This is a genomic window from Nonomuraea sediminis, assembly GCF_018531495.1.
GTDB classification, from domain to species: domain Bacteria; phylum Actinomycetota; class Actinomycetes; order Streptosporangiales; family Streptosporangiaceae; genus Nonomuraea; species Nonomuraea sediminis.
Genome location: NZ_JAHDTI010000005.1, coordinates 421,497 through 437,697, shown reverse-complemented (window position 1 = coordinate 437,697; position 16,201 = coordinate 421,497). Strand labels below are relative to the sequence as shown.

The 16,201-nt window shown below is 68.8% G+C and carries 21 protein-coding genes; all 21 read right to left on the bottom strand.

The window, feature by feature from the left end; translation table 11 throughout:
* Nucleotides 1-2 precede the first annotated feature (2 nt).
* The 21 genes from KIK09_RS26685 to KIK09_RS26585 all read right to left on the bottom strand — a co-directional run bounded on the left by KIK09_RS26685 (nucleotide 3) and on the right by KIK09_RS26585 (nucleotide 16,199).
* Nucleotides 3-899, bottom strand: coding sequence for a VG15 protein (locus KIK09_RS26685; RefSeq protein WP_214322078.1), 897 nt, complete (start codon nucleotides 897-899; stop codon nucleotides 3-5).
* A 3-nt stretch (nucleotides 900-902) separates the two neighbouring features.
* Entirely contained in the window at nucleotides 903-2,321 is a 1,419-nt protein-coding gene (locus KIK09_RS26680) for a phage portal protein (protein ID WP_214322077.1), read from the bottom strand.
* Between the two features lies 1 nt (nucleotide 2,322).
* Nucleotides 2,323-3,957 (bottom strand): terminase large subunit domain-containing protein, encoded by a 1,635-nt coding sequence (locus KIK09_RS26675; protein ID WP_214322076.1) that lies wholly within the window; start codon nucleotides 3,955-3,957, stop codon nucleotides 2,323-2,325.
* Between the two features lie 3 nt (nucleotides 3,958-3,960).
* The gene (locus KIK09_RS26670; RefSeq protein WP_443678880.1) at nucleotides 3,961-4,398 is read right to left on the bottom strand and encodes a phage terminase small subunit; all 438 of its coding nucleotides are present in this window, start codon (nucleotides 4,396-4,398) and stop codon (nucleotides 3,961-3,963) included.
* Nucleotides 4,399-4,969: 571 nt separating this feature from the next.
* Nucleotides 4,970-5,305, bottom strand: coding sequence for a hypothetical protein (locus KIK09_RS26665; RefSeq protein ID WP_214322074.1), 336 nt, complete (start codon nucleotides 5,303-5,305; stop codon nucleotides 4,970-4,972).
* Between the two features lie 13 nt (nucleotides 5,306-5,318).
* Nucleotides 5,319-6,581, bottom strand: a complete 1,263-nt coding sequence (locus KIK09_RS26660) for a hypothetical protein (protein WP_214322073.1) — start codon at nucleotides 6,579-6,581, stop codon at nucleotides 5,319-5,321.
* A 13-nt stretch (nucleotides 6,582-6,594) separates the two neighbouring features.
* On the bottom strand, nucleotides 6,595-6,942 hold the full coding sequence (locus KIK09_RS26655; protein ID WP_214322072.1) for a phage tail fiber protein: 348 nt from the start codon (nucleotides 6,940-6,942) through the stop codon (nucleotides 6,595-6,597).
* 241 nt (nucleotides 6,943-7,183) lie between these two features.
* Nucleotides 7,184-7,387 (bottom strand): helix-turn-helix domain-containing protein, encoded by a 204-nt coding sequence (locus KIK09_RS26650; protein WP_214322071.1) that lies wholly within the window; start codon nucleotides 7,385-7,387, stop codon nucleotides 7,184-7,186.
* The gene (locus KIK09_RS26645; RefSeq protein WP_214322070.1) at nucleotides 7,384-7,947 is read right to left on the bottom strand and encodes a hypothetical protein; all 564 of its coding nucleotides are present in this window, start codon (nucleotides 7,945-7,947) and stop codon (nucleotides 7,384-7,386) included. The genes KIK09_RS26650 and KIK09_RS26645 overlap by 4 nt, the downstream gene beginning before the upstream one ends.
* Nucleotides 7,944-8,627 (bottom strand): hypothetical protein, encoded by a 684-nt coding sequence (locus tag KIK09_RS26640; protein ID WP_214322069.1) that lies wholly within the window; start codon nucleotides 8,625-8,627, stop codon nucleotides 7,944-7,946. Before KIK09_RS26640 ends, KIK09_RS26645 begins: the two co-directional genes overlap by 4 nt.
* A gap of 110 nt (nucleotides 8,628-8,737) precedes the next feature.
* On the bottom strand, nucleotides 8,738-9,040 hold the full coding sequence (locus KIK09_RS26635; RefSeq protein WP_214322068.1) for a hypothetical protein: 303 nt from the start codon (nucleotides 9,038-9,040) through the stop codon (nucleotides 8,738-8,740).
* Complete coding sequence (locus tag KIK09_RS26630; protein ID WP_214322067.1) at nucleotides 9,037-9,447, bottom strand: hypothetical protein; 411 nt, start codon at nucleotides 9,445-9,447, stop codon at nucleotides 9,037-9,039. The genes KIK09_RS26635 and KIK09_RS26630 overlap by 4 nt, the downstream gene beginning before the upstream one ends.
* Nucleotides 9,444-9,833, bottom strand: a complete 390-nt coding sequence (locus KIK09_RS26625) for a hypothetical protein (protein WP_214322066.1) — start codon at nucleotides 9,831-9,833, stop codon at nucleotides 9,444-9,446. The genes KIK09_RS26630 and KIK09_RS26625 overlap by 4 nt, the downstream gene beginning before the upstream one ends.
* A gap of 77 nt (nucleotides 9,834-9,910) precedes the next feature.
* Nucleotides 9,911-10,174, bottom strand: coding sequence for a hypothetical protein (locus tag KIK09_RS26620; RefSeq protein WP_214322065.1), 264 nt, complete (start codon nucleotides 10,172-10,174; stop codon nucleotides 9,911-9,913).
* A 495-nt stretch (nucleotides 10,175-10,669) separates the two neighbouring features.
* A complete protein-coding gene (locus tag KIK09_RS26615; protein ID WP_214322064.1) occupies nucleotides 10,670-12,634 on the bottom strand; it encodes a YfjI family protein in 1,965 nt (654 codons plus the stop codon).
* Nucleotide 12,635: 1 nt separating this feature from the next.
* Nucleotides 12,636-13,316, bottom strand: a complete 681-nt coding sequence (locus KIK09_RS26610; protein WP_214322063.1) for a bifunctional DNA primase/polymerase — start codon at nucleotides 13,314-13,316, stop codon at nucleotides 12,636-12,638.
* A gap of 101 nt (nucleotides 13,317-13,417) precedes the next feature.
* The gene (locus KIK09_RS26605; RefSeq protein ID WP_214322062.1) at nucleotides 13,418-13,801 is read right to left on the bottom strand and encodes a hypothetical protein; all 384 of its coding nucleotides are present in this window, start codon (nucleotides 13,799-13,801) and stop codon (nucleotides 13,418-13,420) included.
* Nucleotides 13,802-13,877: 76 nt separating this feature from the next.
* Nucleotides 13,878-14,117 (bottom strand): hypothetical protein, encoded by a 240-nt coding sequence (locus KIK09_RS26600; protein ID WP_214322061.1) that lies wholly within the window; start codon nucleotides 14,115-14,117, stop codon nucleotides 13,878-13,880.
* Entirely contained in the window at nucleotides 14,114-15,067 is a 954-nt protein-coding gene (locus KIK09_RS26595) for a PD-(D/E)XK nuclease family protein (protein ID WP_214322060.1), read from the bottom strand. Before KIK09_RS26595 ends, KIK09_RS26600 begins: the two co-directional genes overlap by 4 nt.
* On the bottom strand, nucleotides 15,064-15,744 hold the full coding sequence (locus KIK09_RS26590; protein WP_214322059.1) for a BRO-N domain-containing protein: 681 nt from the start codon (nucleotides 15,742-15,744) through the stop codon (nucleotides 15,064-15,066). The genes KIK09_RS26595 and KIK09_RS26590 overlap by 4 nt, the downstream gene beginning before the upstream one ends.
* Nucleotides 15,741-16,199, bottom strand: a complete 459-nt coding sequence (locus KIK09_RS26585) for a RusA family crossover junction endodeoxyribonuclease (RefSeq protein ID WP_275956277.1) — start codon at nucleotides 16,197-16,199, stop codon at nucleotides 15,741-15,743. The genes KIK09_RS26590 and KIK09_RS26585 overlap by 4 nt, the downstream gene beginning before the upstream one ends.
* Nucleotides 16,200-16,201 lie beyond the last annotated feature (2 nt).

Here is a 16,201-nt window from a genome sequence, read left to right as displayed (position 1 = left end):
GGTCAGGTGAGGTAGCCGAAGCGCCGGAGCAACTCGATGGCTCTGTCACGGTTGCCGTCGGCGTCGGCGAGGATCTGTTCCGGCATCGGGCGCAGGCCACCCTTGCGGTGCCTGACGCCCTCACTGGTGACCAGCCGCCCGGCGGCGGTCTGCATGCCGCGCCGGGCGTGGACAACCTTGCCCGGGTCTGCGCCCAGCCGGATCGCCTCCGCGCCGGCGACGGTGAACGCCTTGGCCTGCTGCTCGGGCGTCATCCGCTCGAACAGGTCCTTCGGCGACTGTGGTTCGCTGTCGCCTTCGCGCAGGGGGACCATCGTGCAGTCGTCCTGCGGATGCCGCAGGAACCCGGTCGAGTAGGGGTAGCTCTGCCCGGCCAGGAGGATGCACCGACCGCACGCGGGCAGGTTCACCACCCGCACGTACCGCACCCAACGGCGGTTGGCGGTGATGCCGACCTGGTCGGCGGCACGCGCGGTGTCGGTGATCTCGGTGTCGACGATCCGCACCAGTGCCGCCAAGCCGGACAGCAGCGCCATCCGGTCGTCCGCTCCGCCCGCCAGCAGCCTCAGGACGCGTAGCGCGGGCTGGATGAGCAGCTTGGTCAGCGGGAGGCCGTTGGAGGCGATCCCGGCGAACGCCGCAGGGTTGACCGCGCCTTCTGGCGTGGGGCGGAAGCCTTGCTGCCAGGAGACGGCGTTCAGGTACGGCTGGGCGAGCGAGGCCGCGGCCAGCTGCCCGGCGGTGACCGCCCCGGTCAGCGTGCCCAGTACGGCAAGCCACGATTCCAGGACCGAACCGGGCTCGACCTCCTGCCACAGCGTCTGCGCCTGCTCGACGGTGCCGCGGGCGACGGTCTGCTGCGCCACGTAGTGGGCTTGGGCTGCCTGCTCGACCGTCATCGGCTACCCGACCGGGACCGGATCAGACGGTTCGTCGGCTGGCTCCTGGGGCGGCTTCGGCCCGGTCAGCGCGGCAAGGTCACCCGCCATCACCCGCTGGAATGCGCTCTCGGCGGCGCGCTCGTCTTCTTCTTCCATGCGGTCGATCTGGACCTGCGTGTATCCGAGGTCCTCGCGTGTCTGCCGCAGAGGGACGATCTTGCCGGTGTACAGCTTCACCGCGGCGTCGGCCTTCTGCGCGACCGTGGGGGTGGAGGCGTCGCGCCACAGCGTCTCCAGGCTCATCGCCTCCCCGGGCACCTCGCCGTCGCGGACGAGCAGCACGAGCCGCATCACCCGCTCCCAGCTGCCCCCGAAGGCCCGCTGCTTGCGCTCCGACCGCTTGACCAGCCGGGACTCGTCCGACCGGATCGCGTCCGCGGACGCGGGGTTGTCCGTGGCGTGGCCAAGGAACCTCGAAGGCAGGCCTGCCAGGGAGGCGACCATCATGGCCAGGAGGCGGAGCGTCTCGTGGAAGTTGGTTAGGTTCGCTTCGGGGAACTGGCCGACCTCGACCCCGTCCTCGGCCTTGTGCTTGGGGATGGCCCAGATGCGGCCGATGATCCGCCTCAGCGCGGAGATGGGGCGGCCTTCCTGATCCTGGAAGTCCTCCTCGCCGACGCCGATCGCGTAGCGGCGCGGGACGGCGTGGAACTCGCCGGACACCATCATGTCGGTGGCCATCTTGCAGGCGGCGTCCGAGATCGGCACGATCGGCTTCAGCTCGCTGACCCCGTCCGGCCGCTTCAGCCGCGGACGGTTGACGATCGGCTCGACCAGGACCTCGCCGAGCTCGTGGTCGTCGCGCTGATAGTCGGGGTCCTCGATCCACTCGCCCTTGACCTTGACCCACCACACGTTGGCGTCGGGAAGGTACAGCGCAGCGTGGTCGACCTGGCCCTCGCCGCTTTCCTCACTCCACCGCTTGACCGCAGCCCGTACCTTGCGGGTGCGCGGATCGCGTTCGGCGTAGACGTTCAACGCCGACTCCACCGTGATGATCGGCGTCTGCGGGTCGTCCTCGTTACTGCCGACGATCGCGTACGACCGCTTCATCACCAGAGCGTCGACATGGCCCTGCTGGGACTGCTCGTCCATGTCATTGAACTGCCAGATCCGCCACAGATCGGCGTCGGCCTCGGCCTGCTTGCCGTACCGGAACCCCTCGACGTCCAGGCGCTCCTCGACGCTGTCGACGACCAGCCGCGGCCATTCGATGACGACCTGGCGGACACGCTCGTCCAGCTCCTGGATCAGCTCCGGCGCCATGTACGACAAGGGCTGCTCGCCCTCGTAGTAGTCGTCCCAGCGCCGCAGCTCATTCAGCTCTTTGTCGTGGCAGGTGATCAGGTGCTTGAGCCACTGCAGTTCGGTCCTGGCCATGTCACCTCATCACGATCACCTTGTTGGAGCGGTTTCTCTTCTTCGCGCCAGCCGCGACCGCGTCGCAGCGGGCTTCCCATGACAGGTCGCCGGCCATCGCGGCGTCGATCTTCTTTGGCGAGTCCGGGCGTTCCTTGCGGATCGTCCACAGCGGCTGCCCGCGATCGTCGAGCTGCTGGAGTGGATGCTTGCGGGAGTTGCCGACGTGCCGGGCGAAGATCTCGTCGCCGTTGCTGGTGATCGCCCCGGAGGTCATCGCGCCCGCGTAGCTGCGCAGTGAGTGCGCCATCTGGAGCGGCCGGTTGGTCCACCACTCGATGACGCGCTTGGCGCCGTACTTGCCGCGCCAGGCGTTGATCGTTCCGTCCCAGTACGGCGGGTCGGCGTAGACGCGCCACACCTGCCACCGGTCGAACGCCTCCTCCAGCGCCGCGGAGACCTCGTCCTCCGGGCACTCCCAGTCGTCCACGTTCGGCGGGCACTCCCAGATGCCCAGCGGCCACTGGAAGCCCGTCTCCACGTCGGTGGCGACGAGCGCGGTCGCATCGTGGAACTGGGCGCCGTCGAACCCGACCGTGATCAGCTCCCCGTCCGGGATCGTCACCTCGGGCCGGAACAGTTCAGCCCAGCGGGCGGCATCGAACGCCTGCCGGCCCGACTGCACCCGCCGGTTCAGCCACACCCGCTCCCAGTACGCCTTGTCAGTGTCAGGCTGATTCCGCAGCGAGATGATCGCCTCGACCTGGCCCTCGAAGTCGGGCCATGACGCTATCGACGGCCCCGACGCCTCCACCACCGCGGCGTGGATCTGCTCCGGATCCGACAGATCCTCATCCGGCCGCGGCGTTGCCTCACGGTGGAAGAAGAACAGCGTCCGATCCTTCGCCTTGCCTTGATCCACCATCTCGGCGTACTCGTGGGTGCCCTCGGCCACCGACCCTTCGCCAGGCGTGTACGTGGTGGTGGTCTCCAGGCTCCACGGGTCGGCGAGCATCCGCTTGGGGATGTTGGCCAGCATCGTCTGGTGCGCGCCCTTGAGCCGTGGCACCGTGAATCGGTGCGTCTCGTCGAAGTGCTGGAACGTGGTCCGAGCACCGTCGCGAGAGTCAGGCGCTGCCGCCAGGGCCACGGCCTTCCCATCGCCGCCTGCGCGCATGATGCGCTCCAGGCCGGGGTCGAACAGGTCGACGTCCTCGCCCTCGAGAACCATCACCAACAGCGCCGCATAGGCGAGATCTTCGGTCTGCTCCTCGGTGTAGGCGACCATCGGGATGTATGGGTCGGTCACCGGCACGCCGACCGGCTCGCCGTGGGCGTCGAACCCGTCGCAGCGAACCGGGCCCTCGGGGTGCAGCTCGGCGTATGCCACGCCCGCCGCAAGCTCCGTCTTCGCGGTGCCCTTCCGGACGCTCAGCCCGACCCGCTTGAACCGGCGCTTCCCAGCACGAGGATGTCCCTTCGGGTACACCTCGTACCAGCGGTAGATCAGCGCCCGCTTCTCCGCGTCCAGCCGGTACGGCTTGCCGCGAAGGTCACCCGGGCCGTGCACGGCCCGCTCTTCCAGCAGGTCGCACACCTGAGGGCCTAACGTCGGCCAGGATTCCTCATCGCGGCCGGGAACGATCAGCAGCCCCACGACTCACACCGCGTGCAGGATCGACCTCGGGTCAGCACCCGGATCCGCACCCTTCGCGGCAGGCTTCGCCCGGCGCTTCCGTGTCCGCTCGCTCGCCTCGTCGCCACGCTCGATCTCCCACTGCAACCGACGCCGGTCGATCGGAGACAAGCCGAACGACTGCCGCTGCAGCCGGATCTCCGCCGCCAGGTCCTTGGTCGGCGACAGCCAGAACTCATCGATCAGCACCGCGAGAACGAATAGGCCGTGCCGGTCGGAGTCGTCGTACTCGGGCGCCATCGGGGAGGACCAGATGTCCTTCCACCATGCGAGCGTCATCTCGTGCCACGCACGATCAGGCAGCGTCGGCGCCTTCAGATCGGGATCGGCATGCAGACGCGCGCTTGTGGAGGTCTTGTTCCGCCGCTGGCGCATGCTGGCAGGCTTCGGAGTGGGTGCCATGGCGATACCTCGTCCCGTTGCGGGGTGACGCCCGTTGCGGGTCGCCACAGAGGGTTAGATCGGGTCACGCAGAGTCGGGGGATGCGTACGGGGGAAAGTCGGCCCCTCCCACGGTCTTCCAGAATCGGACATTAGGGGACATCTCCCCGGGTCTCTGACCTGCGGAAACGTGCGTGTCCGCTGTGTCCGATTTGGTGTGGATCATCGTTGGTTCCACCCTCCACGCTGTGCAGGGTTGGCCTGGGTCTCGCGACCATGGCATGAGGCGCATAGTCCGCGTCCATGCTGTGGGTCGTTGGGGTCGAGGCCTTGGGCTATCAGCTGCCTGCGTGACAGCGGGTGGTGGTCTGCCACTGTGGCTTCGGCTGTACGGCACACCACGCAGACAGGGTCGCGTCGGAGTACCGCACGCCTGAACCTGGAGCGGTGCCTGCTGCCATACCCGCGCTGTGCTGCTGTGCCCCGCTTCTGCTCTGCCTCTGCTCTGCACTTGTCGCATCGTCCGCCCTCGCACAGGCGGTGGCATTCGGGGGCGCTGCACACCGTGACCCTGGGCACCATCGCTCCTGCCTCAGGTGTCGAGCACGGTGAGCCAGCCGTCGATGACGACCTCGGTCTTCCCGTTGATGGTGAGGCCGATCTTGTACCACCAGGCTCCAGGCGATGCGGCGACCGTAGTGGGGATGCGGATCTCCACCTTGCCTTGCGCGGCGTCGACCACGGTGAGCCCGTCGCCTGCGCTGCGGTGGATGGCTGTCGGGTCGTCGTCGTCCACGAGCTGGGTGCGCTTGATGACGGCGGTGACGGTGCCGGCACTGACGTTGAGGGGCGTGCTGTCGGCGGTGATCTGCCAGGTGCGAGCTGTGTCGTCACCTTGGGAGAGTTCAACGTTGACGTTGGACGGCACGGCAGCCCTCCGTTCAGGTGAGGTGACCGCCGAGTGTGGGCCCGATGGCTCGGCCTCCGAGCTTGCTGCCTGTCGGTGTGCCGCCGAGCGTGGGCCCGGACGTCGTTCCACCGAGGTGCGGCGGGAGTTCCTGCGGGGCGTTGCCGGAGAAGCCGCGGCTGCTGAGTGTCGCGGTCACGCTGACGAGCCCGACGCCTGCACGGTGCGCGATGGCCTGCGTGGTGAGGTCAGCGGCTGCGGCGAGTAGTCCCGTACCGGTCCGGCTGGTCGTGCCCGTACCGAGTAGCCCCGGATCGGCAGAGAGCAGGCCGGCGCCGGTCGTGGTCTTGCCGCCTGCCGAGGAGGCTGTGGCGGTAGCTGACAGGGCTGCGACGCCCGCCCGCCGAGCGAGGCCGGTGCTCGTGGTCGAGGCGGCGGCCGAGACGCTGGCGGTGCCTGCTGCGTTCTTGCGCCCCGTGCTGGTGACGGCGCCTGCTGCGCTGGTGGCGGCTGTACCTGAGGCGTTCTTCCGGCCGGTGCTGGACGTGGCCGCGGTGGCGCTCGTCGAGCTGGTGCCGGAGGCCTTCTTCGTCCCAGTCGAGGTGAGGCTCGCCGCGGCGGAGGTGGCGCCTGTCCCTGACACGGAGCCTGGGCTGAGCATGAGCAGCGCCATCACGGCGTTGGACATGGCCACCTGGCTGGTGCCGGTGTAGGTGTGGGCTGCAGCGGTGACGGTGCCGTTGGAGTCGGCTACCTCGGATGAAAGCCAGGGGCTTCCTGCGGCGCTGTTGTTGTTGACGTCGGCCTGCTCGACGAGCGAGGCGTCTGCCGTCCAGTCCGCGTTCTTGGCGCCCGAGTTCGTGGACCGGTCACCGAAGAACGCAACCGCCCACCTGTCCGCAGCCGCCGGCGTGACCGACGGTGTGGTGTGCGTGGTGCGGGAGACCGTCTCACCGGCGCTGGCGTGCTCGCCCGAGGCGACAGGCGTGGTCGAGTGCGTGCCCTGGTAGGCCAGCATCGCGAATACGGCCTTGGCCGAGGTGGTCCATGTGGGCGCGTACGAGGAGGGCTCGCTGGAGGCCACCCGGATGTACAGGAAGCCTCGGCAGTTCGAGCCGACCGGGAGCTGCAGCTGCGTCCAGCCGGTCAGGGTGAAGCTGCTGATGGCGTCGCCGAACACCGCCCAGAAGATCAGTGTGTCGCCGTTCTGTACGCCGGACGGCACGTTGATGCTGAGGGTGGTGGCGCCGACGGTCAGGGCCGCGGTCGTGGGGGTGCCGCGGCGGGAGATCGACACGAAGCCTCCCCGATCAGGTCAGGGTGACGTCGCAGTCGGTGAGCGTGTACTGGCCGGCGGCGGTGAACGACTCGCTCGCCGACAGGGAGCCGCCGCCGTAGAAGGTGCCGCTGGTGGACGCCGACCAAAGCCCGAAGTGCGTCACGGTGGTGGAGGCCGGGACATCAAAGACGGGCTGGTTCGAGTTGTCCAGGTTGCCGCTCGAGGCGGCGTTCCAGGTGTGGGACTTGCGGGCGTACGTGCCGCCGGTGACCTCGCTGGCGCCGGTGGTGCCCGGGTCTGCGGTGTGTAGAGACACGAACCCTGCGACGCCGCCGAGGGCGTCCAGGCAGACATTCTTACCGGCGTTGGACAGCGCCATCGCGGCCTCCTCGTGGGTGGAGGCCGCGGGCCTCGACGGTTCAGTGCGGAATCTGGGTGCGGAATCCTGCCCCGGGGCGGTGGACGCCGGCGACGTTTCGCGGACGCCCGGCCCAAGATGACGCGCGGCCCGGCTCGTCGGGGATCGTGGGGCCGCGCGAGTCCAAAAATACGAAAAGCCCGGCGCTGGCCGGGCTTTGGGCACACTGGTTCCACCAGCGGTTTGATCTTCCAGATCTAGATTAGCATCCGGATGACCTTTTCCTATGTTTGTGCTGGCGGGTTCTTTCGCAGGCGAACACGTCGGAGAGGCGGTACAGATTGTTGCGGCCACGCTTGCCCGCGGGCGTCAGCGCGCCTCTGCCGGTCCAGGTGTAGATCGTTTGGACTTCGACACCTACCTCGGCCGCGGCCTCCTCGGCGGTGAACAGCTGGTCGTCGCTCATGCTCCCTCCAGGGCGTCAAGCATCTCGTTGCGCAGTCCAGGGTTGAGTACTCCCCGCTTGTCGGCCAGCTTCCGGACGCGGTCGTTGCCCGCTTCGGCTTTCCTGGCGCGCTCGCGCCAGTGTGCGGAGTACTCCCGCCAGGGCTTGATTCCTCTCTCGCGCGTGGCGAAGTACTCGTCGGCGCGCAGCCGGTTCAGCTGGTCGATCGCCTGGTGGGCTGCTTGAAGGTACTGGTCGTTGATGGCCATGACGGCGTCGGCCAGGCGGGAGGGCACGAAGAGCCGGTCGGGGTCGTCCGCGAGGACTGCGGCCAGCATCTGCCGGGCGATGTCGGCCTTGAAACAGAGTTCGTGGTCGGGGTTGACCGGGTCGCAGCAGATCCACTCTCCGACGATCGAGTAGTCGGCGGCTTCGCGGATGGCGGCGGCGTACTGGCGGCGGAGGGCGCACCGGCACATGTCGGGGTGGCGCCGGCGGGCGGGAAGGTGTTCCTGGTGGCATCCGGCGTCGCAGTCGGCATCGCACGGGAAGTCGCAGGTGTAGCGCGGCGGCGGGTTCATTCGGCTGCTACTCCGATCTGCTCGGTCAGGTTGGCGGCCAGCCATGGCCACCGGTCGAAGGGCCAGATATGGCGTTGGGGCTGCTCCCAGGAGCAGGGGCAGTCCTGGTCGTCGCAGCGGCATGCAATGTTGGCGCAGACGACCGTGCCCCGTTCGAGGAACGCGCGCAGGGAGACACTGCCGCAGTACAGGCATCTGGCGGTGAGCCTCACCACGGGCTCGATGTCGCCCAGGGGGAGGCGGGCTCGCCGGCGAAGGTCGAGGGCTTCCTGCTGGACATGTTCGGCAAGGTCTTCCCATGCCGCGATGCGGTCGAGCAGGTTGATGATCCGGGAGATGCGTTCCGCGGTGGTGGGGTACTCGAGCTGAATGATTGCCAACCGGTCACAGACGGCTGCCTCGAGTTCGGCGACGGCCGCGGTGATGTGGTCGCGGGCGTCGAGCGCGGCGATGTTGAGGGGCGCGGGGGCACTGCCGAGCGCCTTGATCCCGAGGGCGAGGTTGATCTCCTTGGCCTTGCGGTCGAGGGCGGCCTGGGCGTCCATGTGGATGCGCTGCTCGGGCGAGAGCTCACGCTGGTTCCAGCGGCGTCGGACATGGCTGGGGACGAGCGCGCGGTCGAGTTCGGGCAGATAGTCGCGTACCGCGGCGAGGTGCATGTAGGTGAGGTCGCTCCTCATCGTGTCCCCCCAAGGTTGTGCTGGTTGCGAGTGGTGCTTGTAGCCTGCGTATCCCTGAAGGATCTGCAGGTCGGCCCGGGTTCCCGGCGCCGGGAACCCGGACGAAACGGTCAGTCGTCCTCTTCGCGCGTGAACAGGCCGTCGTTGTCGAGGGCCTGCAGTCGCAGCCCGGCGTCGACGAAGTCGTAGCCGAGCTCACGGTCGAGGCGGCGGGCGGGCGGGGCGAAGAACTGCGCGACGACGACCCTGAGCGCCACCTTGAGCAGCGACACGTGCTCTCCGGCGTCGTAGGTGGCCAGCTTCTTGTCGATGATGCGCTGGACCTCGTCCTCGTCGTTGCGGGCGTGCAGCATGTCGACGCAGAACCGCAGGATGGCGACCTCGGCGGGGTTGTTGATGTGCCGCTGGCTCATCGCATTTTCACCGCCGTCCAGCAGGCCGCGGCGAAGCCGAGGATGTAGGCCTCATCGAACCCGACAAAGAAGCACTCCTTGGGCCAGGCCGGGTAGGAGGTGCCTTGCCGAGAGTTGATGTCGGACATTTCGGCGACGCCGTCGATGATCTTCCGCTCGTACGGGGAGCCCTTCAGGAACTCTAGGAACGCGGGGTAACGGGTGGCGTCGTAAGAGGCGATGTCGCAGCCGGTGAAGCCGCCGTCCTTCAGGTCGCGGTGGATCTTGGCGACCTCGGTGACCTCGTGCTGGTAGGGGGAGGTGGCCAACCATTGCAGGGCGGCCCGCCAGCCGTCGGCCTGCTCCGACAGCCATGTCTTGCCGAAGTCGTCGAGCCGGTAGTGCTGGTCGGGGGTGGTGGCGGTCACTTGGCGGCCTCCTCGGTGTCGGCGTTGGCGATGCGGTAGATGGCGATGAACTCCTCGACGATGAAGTCGGCGGCTTCACGCAGGGCGAGGATTTGCGCGGCGGCGGTCAGCATGCAGTTGACGGCCAGCTCGGGCTCGACCTCGGTGTAGGCGTTGCGGCCGTCTTCCTGGATGTAGGGGTAGGCGCGGGAGAGGATCACGTCCCGGCTGGTCTTGCGGGCGACCGTGGTGAGGTCGCGGTAGAGGGACAGCAGCTCCATGGTGTCGAGCGGGAAGAATTCGAGATCGTCGCGCTCGCACTCGGCGCGGGTCTTGATGAGGATGGGGTCGAGGGCGAGGTTGGCGGTGATGCGCTCGGCGAGGTCGAGCAGTTGCCGGTTGTCCACAGGGTGGGCCTTTCTTGTGGGTGTGGGATTCTGTGGGTGACCGCCCTCGCTAGGTCCGAGGGCGGTCTTGTTGTTGGTCATCGAGATGCTGGCCAGCGGGAGATGATCTTTTCGGCGCTGCGGACGACCTCGTTGAGCCAGTCGATCTCGGCGAGTAGGGCGGGCACGTCCTCGTTGATGAGGGCCTGCAGCTGCTCGCTGTAGGGGCCGACGATCTCGGCGATGACGTGCTCGCCGTCGTGGTGGTTGGCGTCGTTGACGAGGAGTTCCCGCCCGTCGCAGTTGACGATCTTCCAGTGGCGTTCCGCAGCATGGCGGCGGATCGTGTCGATGCCGGTCATCGTGATGCTCCTTTCAGGGTTGTGGGGTTGGTGTCGCACCAATCGCAGATCTCCCAGCCGTCGTCGTCGGACTTCTTGAGTCGCGTACAGGCTCGGCAGGGCCCTGCGATGTCGGTGGCGCGTTCGAGGAGAGTCGGCCGCCGAGGTTTGGGGGTGGTGGTCACGCGGGGCTCCGGAGGTTTTGGGGATGTTGGGGATGCTGGGGATGTGGGGGGTATCCGTATCCGTGCATCTGTGTCTCTGGAGGCCCGCGTCCTAGGCGAAACGTCATCGAGCAATCACAGAGAGTAGATAGATGTCTCTCAAGGGGATACTTAAGGGGAGACATCCCCAACATCCCCAAAACCTCATGACTGCAGGTCAGGACTGCAGGGTTCTGGGGATGTTGGGATGGAGAGCACATTCCCAGAACATCCCCAGAAGCCCTGTTCTCGCAGGTCCCCCTATGGGTCGGCCTGGGGCATCCCCAGAACCTCCTCGATATCCCCAAAATCCTCATGGCTGGCCTCCCAGGAGATCGGGATGGGGGATGAACCAGCCCTCCTTGCAGCGCCTCTTGCCGTCCGCCATCAAGCGTTGAACGGTCGTCACCCACCCAGCCTGGGCGAGGATGACGAGCGCGTCCTTGACCGCGTCGGCGCTCACGCACCACGCCTGGCCGCGCAACGCCTGCCACGCGTCCCGTGTCACGAACTGCGGGGGCTGCGTGCGTCGGATCCAGTCGAGTACGCGGACCGCAGGGATGTTCACTTTGGGCGCCCGCCAGCCGCCGTACACCGCGACAGCCTGGCCGACCATCCACTCACCGATCTCGACGGCCGAGCACATCGTGTCGAAGCTGATCCACGACCCCGTCCCATGGCTGGCCGCGAGGTGCAGCAGGAGGGCGATGCGGAGCACGCGGCCGGCGTGCTTGCCCGCCCAGTCGGCCATGAAGGCAAGGTCCCCGGTGATGGGGTGGAGGCGTGGTTCGAGGACCCGCCGGAACCCGCGGTGCAGCTCGAGCGCGTCCGGGTGCAACTGGACGATCCGGAGCGGCTGGTCGTCGCCGCACGGCGGCAGGTTCGTGATCGCGCGCAGCGCCCGCGCCCACCCGTCGCTCAGTTCGCTGGGGACCTCGGGGCTGTACACGTCTCGGGTGCCGACGGTGTCCTCGGGCAGGGCGTAGGCGAAGCGGCCCATCAGTCCGCGCTCGCGCAGCGCCGGGGTCTTGGTGGTTTCGGCGAGAATGTGCGGCTGGACGACGAGGCCGAGGGACAGGCCGGGCCGGTCGATGATGACCGGGTCGCGGGTGACGCGGTGGGCGCGGAACGAGTCGCCGTCATACGACTTCAAGATCAGATCGAGTTGGGGTGTGCCCTGCTGGTAGCGCCCGCTGATCGACGAGAACACGCCACCCTCGGCCGACAGGGCGGCGGCGTGTCCGCCGTTGCGCTGCAGGACCTGCCCGAGCGACTCGGGCGTGAAGTCGTCCAGCAGCAGGAACGGCGGCTCCGGAACCGTGCACTCCGCGATCTCCTTGGCGACCGCGTCCATCTGCGCGGCCAGGTCGTCGCGCTCGTTCTTGTTGTCGGCTTTGGCCGCCTTGCTGATCAGCGACTCGCGGGTCTTCTTGGCGATCTCCAGCCGCTCCGCCTTGCCCACGTGGGCGTTGCGGTGGGCCTCCTGCATCTCCCGCTCGATCGCGTACAGCTCACCGGCGATGGCCTTGACGACGGCGCTCTTGCGGCTCGCGGGCGGCAGCGCCGTGATGGTCCACACGGTGGCCGGTTCCACCCAGCCGCTCCCGCCGTGCACCCACACCCGGCCCACCGCGGCGGCCGACAGGGTGGCCAGCGCCAGCATCCCGGCCATCGAGGTCGGCGTCTGCGTGTTCGCGGCCACGGCCTCGACGTACAGGGCGACCCGCTTGGGCAGCGCCCCGATCGGGAACTCCTCCTTCGCCGGTTCTTCGCCTTCGAGCGGCTCTGGCTCCTCCCAGGACGCGGCGGCCTCCTCGGCCGTGTCGTAGATGCCTCCCAGGATTTGCGTGCGGGGCGCGGTCCGCGGGTTGAGCATGCCCTTCGACAGCCCCGACCGGATGGTGGGGCCGATCTCGCGCTCGTCCAGACCGGCCTGGCGGGCGGCGTCGGTGAGGGCTGCGACGACCTCGTCGTGGGTGAGTTCGCCGCCGGCGACGAGCTGCCCGAGGCTGAACGCCGCCTTGTTGAGCGCGTGGTTGCGGGTGCCCTCGGCGGCTGAGCGGACGGCGTCGGCCTCCTGCTGCAGCGCCTTCTGCGCGTAGCTGCTGCTGGTGTTCCCGGCCCCCTCCGATGCCGAGCCGGGGGCGTCGAACGGGTCCTCGTCGGCGTCGACGGGGCCGGGCGAGTCGAACGGGTCGTCCGGCTCGGGGTCCGGGACGGCGCGCAGCTTGCGCTCGCGCTCCTCCCGGACCTTGCGGGCGTCGTGCAGGAAGCTCATGTCAGGCGGCGGCCTGCAGCGCGAGCTCGGCGACGCGGATGGGGTCGATCCAGCCGTAGCGGCGCCCGTTCTCCCACACCGACGGGGCGGCGACCACGTACCCGCCGTCGCCGCGGTAGTCGATCCCGGGCCAGATGCCGGTGCTGTTGCCGTCCCCGGTCGGGCGGATGAACAGGTGCTGCCCGCCGCGCGGCGTGCCCGCGACGCCGAGCACGTCGGGGATGACGCCTTCGGCGCGGAGGTCAAGCAGGGACGCGTAGCCGGGCGGGCCGTCGATGTCGATCACGTCGAACAGCAGCCCGGTGCGCAGCCCGATGTTGGCGTGCGGGTTGTCGGCCCACCACTTGCTGATCTTCGCCAGGTCGGTGGTGGCGTCGTACAGGCCGTGCCCGTCCCGCCCGCACGTGCCCTTGCACGTGTCGCGGGCCGGGTCGCCTTCGGGGTGCACGGATTTGAACAGTGGCCGCTTGCCACGCGGGATGATCGGGAAGACGGCGATGCCGTTCCCCGCGTACCACAGTGCGGCGTCGCGGCGGGCGGCAGACGCGTTGAGTCGCGCTTCGCGGGCGGTCTCCCACGCCTCGGCCTGGGCGAAGAACTCGGCAATTTCCGTCTCGTCGCCTTTGGCGCACACCTTCTGGCACAGGGCCAGCAGCTGCTCGGGTGTGGTGGTCTCGTTCATGGTTCCCCCTCTGGGGTTTGGCGATGTCGAGGTGGAGCAAGGGGGTGGAGCAGCCGGGGGCCGGGAGGTGGTGGGGGCGCCTCCCGGCCGGTCCAGAAGGGCTAGAACGGCGGGGTGCCCGCCTTGGCCAGGAAGGTGCGGGCGGTCTGCTTGTCGCCCTCAGTGGGGTCGGCGAGCAGCCAGGGGGCGCTCTGGCCGGCCTTGGCAGTGCCGCGGCCGAGACGACCCAGCACCATCCGGCCGGTGCCGACCTTGGCGCGCAGCTGCCCCTGCAGCGCCTTCTGGAAGATCTTGACGCCCTCGAACTCCAGCCCAGCGTCGTTGCCGTCGAGCACCGCGAGCTTGACCGTGGTGGCCTCGGCGGGGCCGTAGGCGGTCGGGATGTCCTTCTCGACGACCTGGGGGGTGAGCAGCAGCAGCTGACCCTCGTAGTCGGTGATCTTCACGCCGGAGGCGGAGGCGGGGGCGTCGAACGCGTCAGTCATGATCTTGCCTTTCGTTGATCTTGCGCTTGAACTTGCGACTTGAGGTGTACGGGACGGCCGCGGTTAACGTCGCGGCCTACGAGCAGCGGTGAGCTGCGTGGATGGGGTATCCGTGGCGGCGGAGCAGGTCGAGGCACCGCCAGCCGAGGCGCGGGTGGTTCTCCCACAGCGGGGGCGGCGCCCGCTCCAGCGGGATCAGCGCCGAGATCGGCGCGGGGTCGATCTTCATGGGCCCGATCGGGAGCTTGCAGTTGACCTCGCGCACGATCAGGACCGGCGCTCTGCAGCTCTTGCAGGTGGAGGACTTGGCGGTCATGCGGAGCCCCCGACCAGTTCCGCCTTGCGGGTGGCGGCCCGCTGGGTGAGGTCGTCGGTCCAGCGGCCGAGCGCGTTCGCCCGCTGCCAGATCGCTCCTAGCTCCTCGACCGTCGCCGCCGCGGCGATCTCCTCCGCCGGGTCGGGCAGGTCGAAGGCGGTGAACAGGCCCTTGCGTGACCGCCAGGCGCGCACCATCGTGGCGACCTGAACCGCCTCCCAGCCGGCGGCGATGTCCACCCAGTGGAGTTCGCACCGGCCCTGCCCGGCAGGCAGGTGGATGACGATCGCCCGCTCCTGGTCCACCTCGAGCGGCGCCCGCTCGCGGGTGGCCGGGTCGTACAGCACGGAGTGCGCGTAGACGCTCAACTGCATGGCGATCTTGAGCGCGCCGTACTCGATGCTGCCCGTCTTGATATCGGCGATGAATTCGCGGCCCTGGAAACGGACGGTCCGGTCGTGAGTACCCGCCACCCTCAGGTCATCCAGGACCGTGAACCGTTCGATCCCGACGACCTCCAGCCGGGCGGTCGCCCGCCGGTACGCCTCAAGGTCGGCGCGGTACGCCTCGGGCACGACGCCGAGCGTCTGGCCGAGGTCGAGCGGCTCGGTGAGTTTGTGCAGTGCGGTGCCGATCTCGGCCGCCGCGTGCGCCTTGGCCGCCTCCATCGCGTCATCGACGAGCTGGTTGAGCTTGTCCCTGTCGTCGCGGTGCGCGCCCACCGCCAGCACCAGGTCGGGCCGGTCGGCGAGGCCGACCGCGACCATCCGCTGCTGCCACCGAGACAGGTTGTAGGTGTCCTCCAGGCAGCCCACGTAGGTGGTGGTGCGCGTGTAGGGGATGGGGCCGCCGCCGGTGGGCGGGACCACCAGGGGGCGCCCCCACCGGTCCCGCTCCACCTCGGTGCTGCCGCCCGGATTCCCGGGCGAGTCGAACGGGTCCAGGTTCATGACTTCACCGCCACGAACGCCCGCTCCAGGACGGCGGCCGGGTAGGTGTTGACGGTCCCGAACGTGGCGTCCTGCCGCGGGTGCGGCTCATCGCCCTGCGCGCGCAGCAGGGCCGCCGCCTTCTTCCCGACGCGCGCCAGGAAGGGGCGGTCGGTGGGCAGGTCGTGCAGCTTGGCGTAGCCGAGCGCGGTGAACCAGTCGTACCGCCCCTCGATCGCCTCGATCTTCGCCGAGGTGATGGCCTGCTGCTGCTCCAGCGCGGCGATCCGCCGACGCTGGGCCCGGACGTTGTCCAGCATGGTCTGGATGACGTCGAGCTCGTCTGTGGGCGCGGCCTCGTACCGGCCGGTCTCACGAATCTGGCGAAGGATCTCCTTCACGCGTTTTTTGATGGCCTTGGCGCCGGGGAGGCTGCTGCGGAAGATGAGCTCCCAGAGCCCGTCCTCGTAGATCACGTTCATCTGCTGAGGTCCGCCAGGGGTACGCACAATCTGGGTACCCTTCTCGTCCTCCTCCAGCAGGCGAGTCGCGCGCTCGGCATCCCGGTGCCCCATGGCCTTGGCGAAGTCGGACGCGACCGCGTAGCCCCGGCCGTCCTCCGTGATGCCGAAGCGGATGTCCTTGCCGTCCACGTCGAACAGCTGCAGCCCCATCTCAGGGGTGTGGTCGACGGTCACGCGCCCACCGCCTGCACCCTGATCGCGGCACCGGGCATCTCCATGGCCCCGTCGTCGCCGACGTAGACCTTCCAGGCGGCCAGCTCGACCACCTGGGAGTCGTCGCGCATGAGCCCGGCGTCCACGAGGCCGTCGAGGACGGCGCGGCAGAGCTTGTCGATGTCGCCGCTCGACCTGGTGATGGGCCAGGTGCGGCGCTTCTTGGGGGCGCTCTTCGGCTTGAGGAAGGTGAACTCGACCTCGACGCTGAGCGGTCCGCTCAGCGTGGTCAGGAAGTCGCCGGCACCTCCGTGGCTGCGGAGGTTGTGGGCTTCCATCGCGTCGAGGGCCGCCTGCTTGACGGCCTCACGCCACGGGCGGAGGCGAGGAGAGGACGGGACGAGCCTGCCCTTCCCGACGTGCTTCATGGACCCCTGGCCGGCAGGGGTGCCGTAAACCGTGAAAGCGGTGTACATGG

Coding starts and splice junctions, on each gene's coding strand:
- KIK09_RS26605 (WP_214322062.1), bottom strand. CDS start 13,801: ATGACTGACGCGTTCGACGCCCCCGCCTCCGCCTCCGGCGTGAAGATC.
- KIK09_RS26595 (WP_214322060.1), bottom strand. CDS start 15,067: ATGAACCTGGACCCGTTCGACTCGCCCGGGAATCCGGGCGGCAGCACC.
- KIK09_RS26615 (WP_214322064.1), bottom strand. CDS start 12,634: ATGAGCTTCCTGCACGACGCCCGCAAGGTCCGGGAGGAGCGCGAGCGC.
- KIK09_RS26620 (WP_214322065.1), bottom strand. CDS start 10,174: ATGACCGGCATCGACACGATCCGCCGCCATGCTGCGGAACGCCACTGG.
- KIK09_RS26655 (WP_214322072.1), bottom strand. CDS start 6,942: ATGGCGCTGTCCAACGCCGGTAAGAATGTCTGCCTGGACGCCCTCGGC.
- KIK09_RS26635 (WP_214322068.1), bottom strand. CDS start 9,040: ATGAGCCAGCGGCACATCAACAACCCCGCCGAGGTCGCCATCCTGCGG.
- KIK09_RS26670 (WP_443678880.1), bottom strand. CDS start 4,398: ATGGCACCCACTCCGAAGCCTGCCAGCATGCGCCAGCGGCGGAACAAG.
- KIK09_RS26610 (WP_214322063.1), bottom strand. CDS start 13,316: ATGAACGAGACCACCACACCCGAGCAGCTGCTGGCCCTGTGCCAGAAG.
- KIK09_RS26685 (WP_214322078.1), bottom strand. CDS start 899: ATGACGGTCGAGCAGGCAGCCCAAGCCCACTACGTGGCGCAGCAGACC.
- KIK09_RS26600 (WP_214322061.1), bottom strand. CDS start 14,117: ATGACCGCCAAGTCCTCCACCTGCAAGAGCTGCAGAGCGCCGGTCCTG.
- KIK09_RS26650 (WP_214322071.1), bottom strand. CDS start 7,387: ATGAGCGACGACCAGCTGTTCACCGCCGAGGAGGCCGCGGCCGAGGTA.
- KIK09_RS26640 (WP_214322069.1), bottom strand. CDS start 8,627: ATGAGGAGCGACCTCACCTACATGCACCTCGCCGCGGTACGCGACTAT.
- KIK09_RS26645 (WP_214322070.1), bottom strand. CDS start 7,947: ATGAACCCGCCGCCGCGCTACACCTGCGACTTCCCGTGCGATGCCGAC.
- KIK09_RS26680 (WP_214322077.1), bottom strand. CDS start 2,321: ATGGCCAGGACCGAACTGCAGTGGCTCAAGCACCTGATCACCTGCCAC.
- KIK09_RS26585 (WP_275956277.1), bottom strand. CDS start 16,199: ATGTACACCGCTTTCACGGTTTACGGCACCCCTGCCGGCCAGGGGTCC.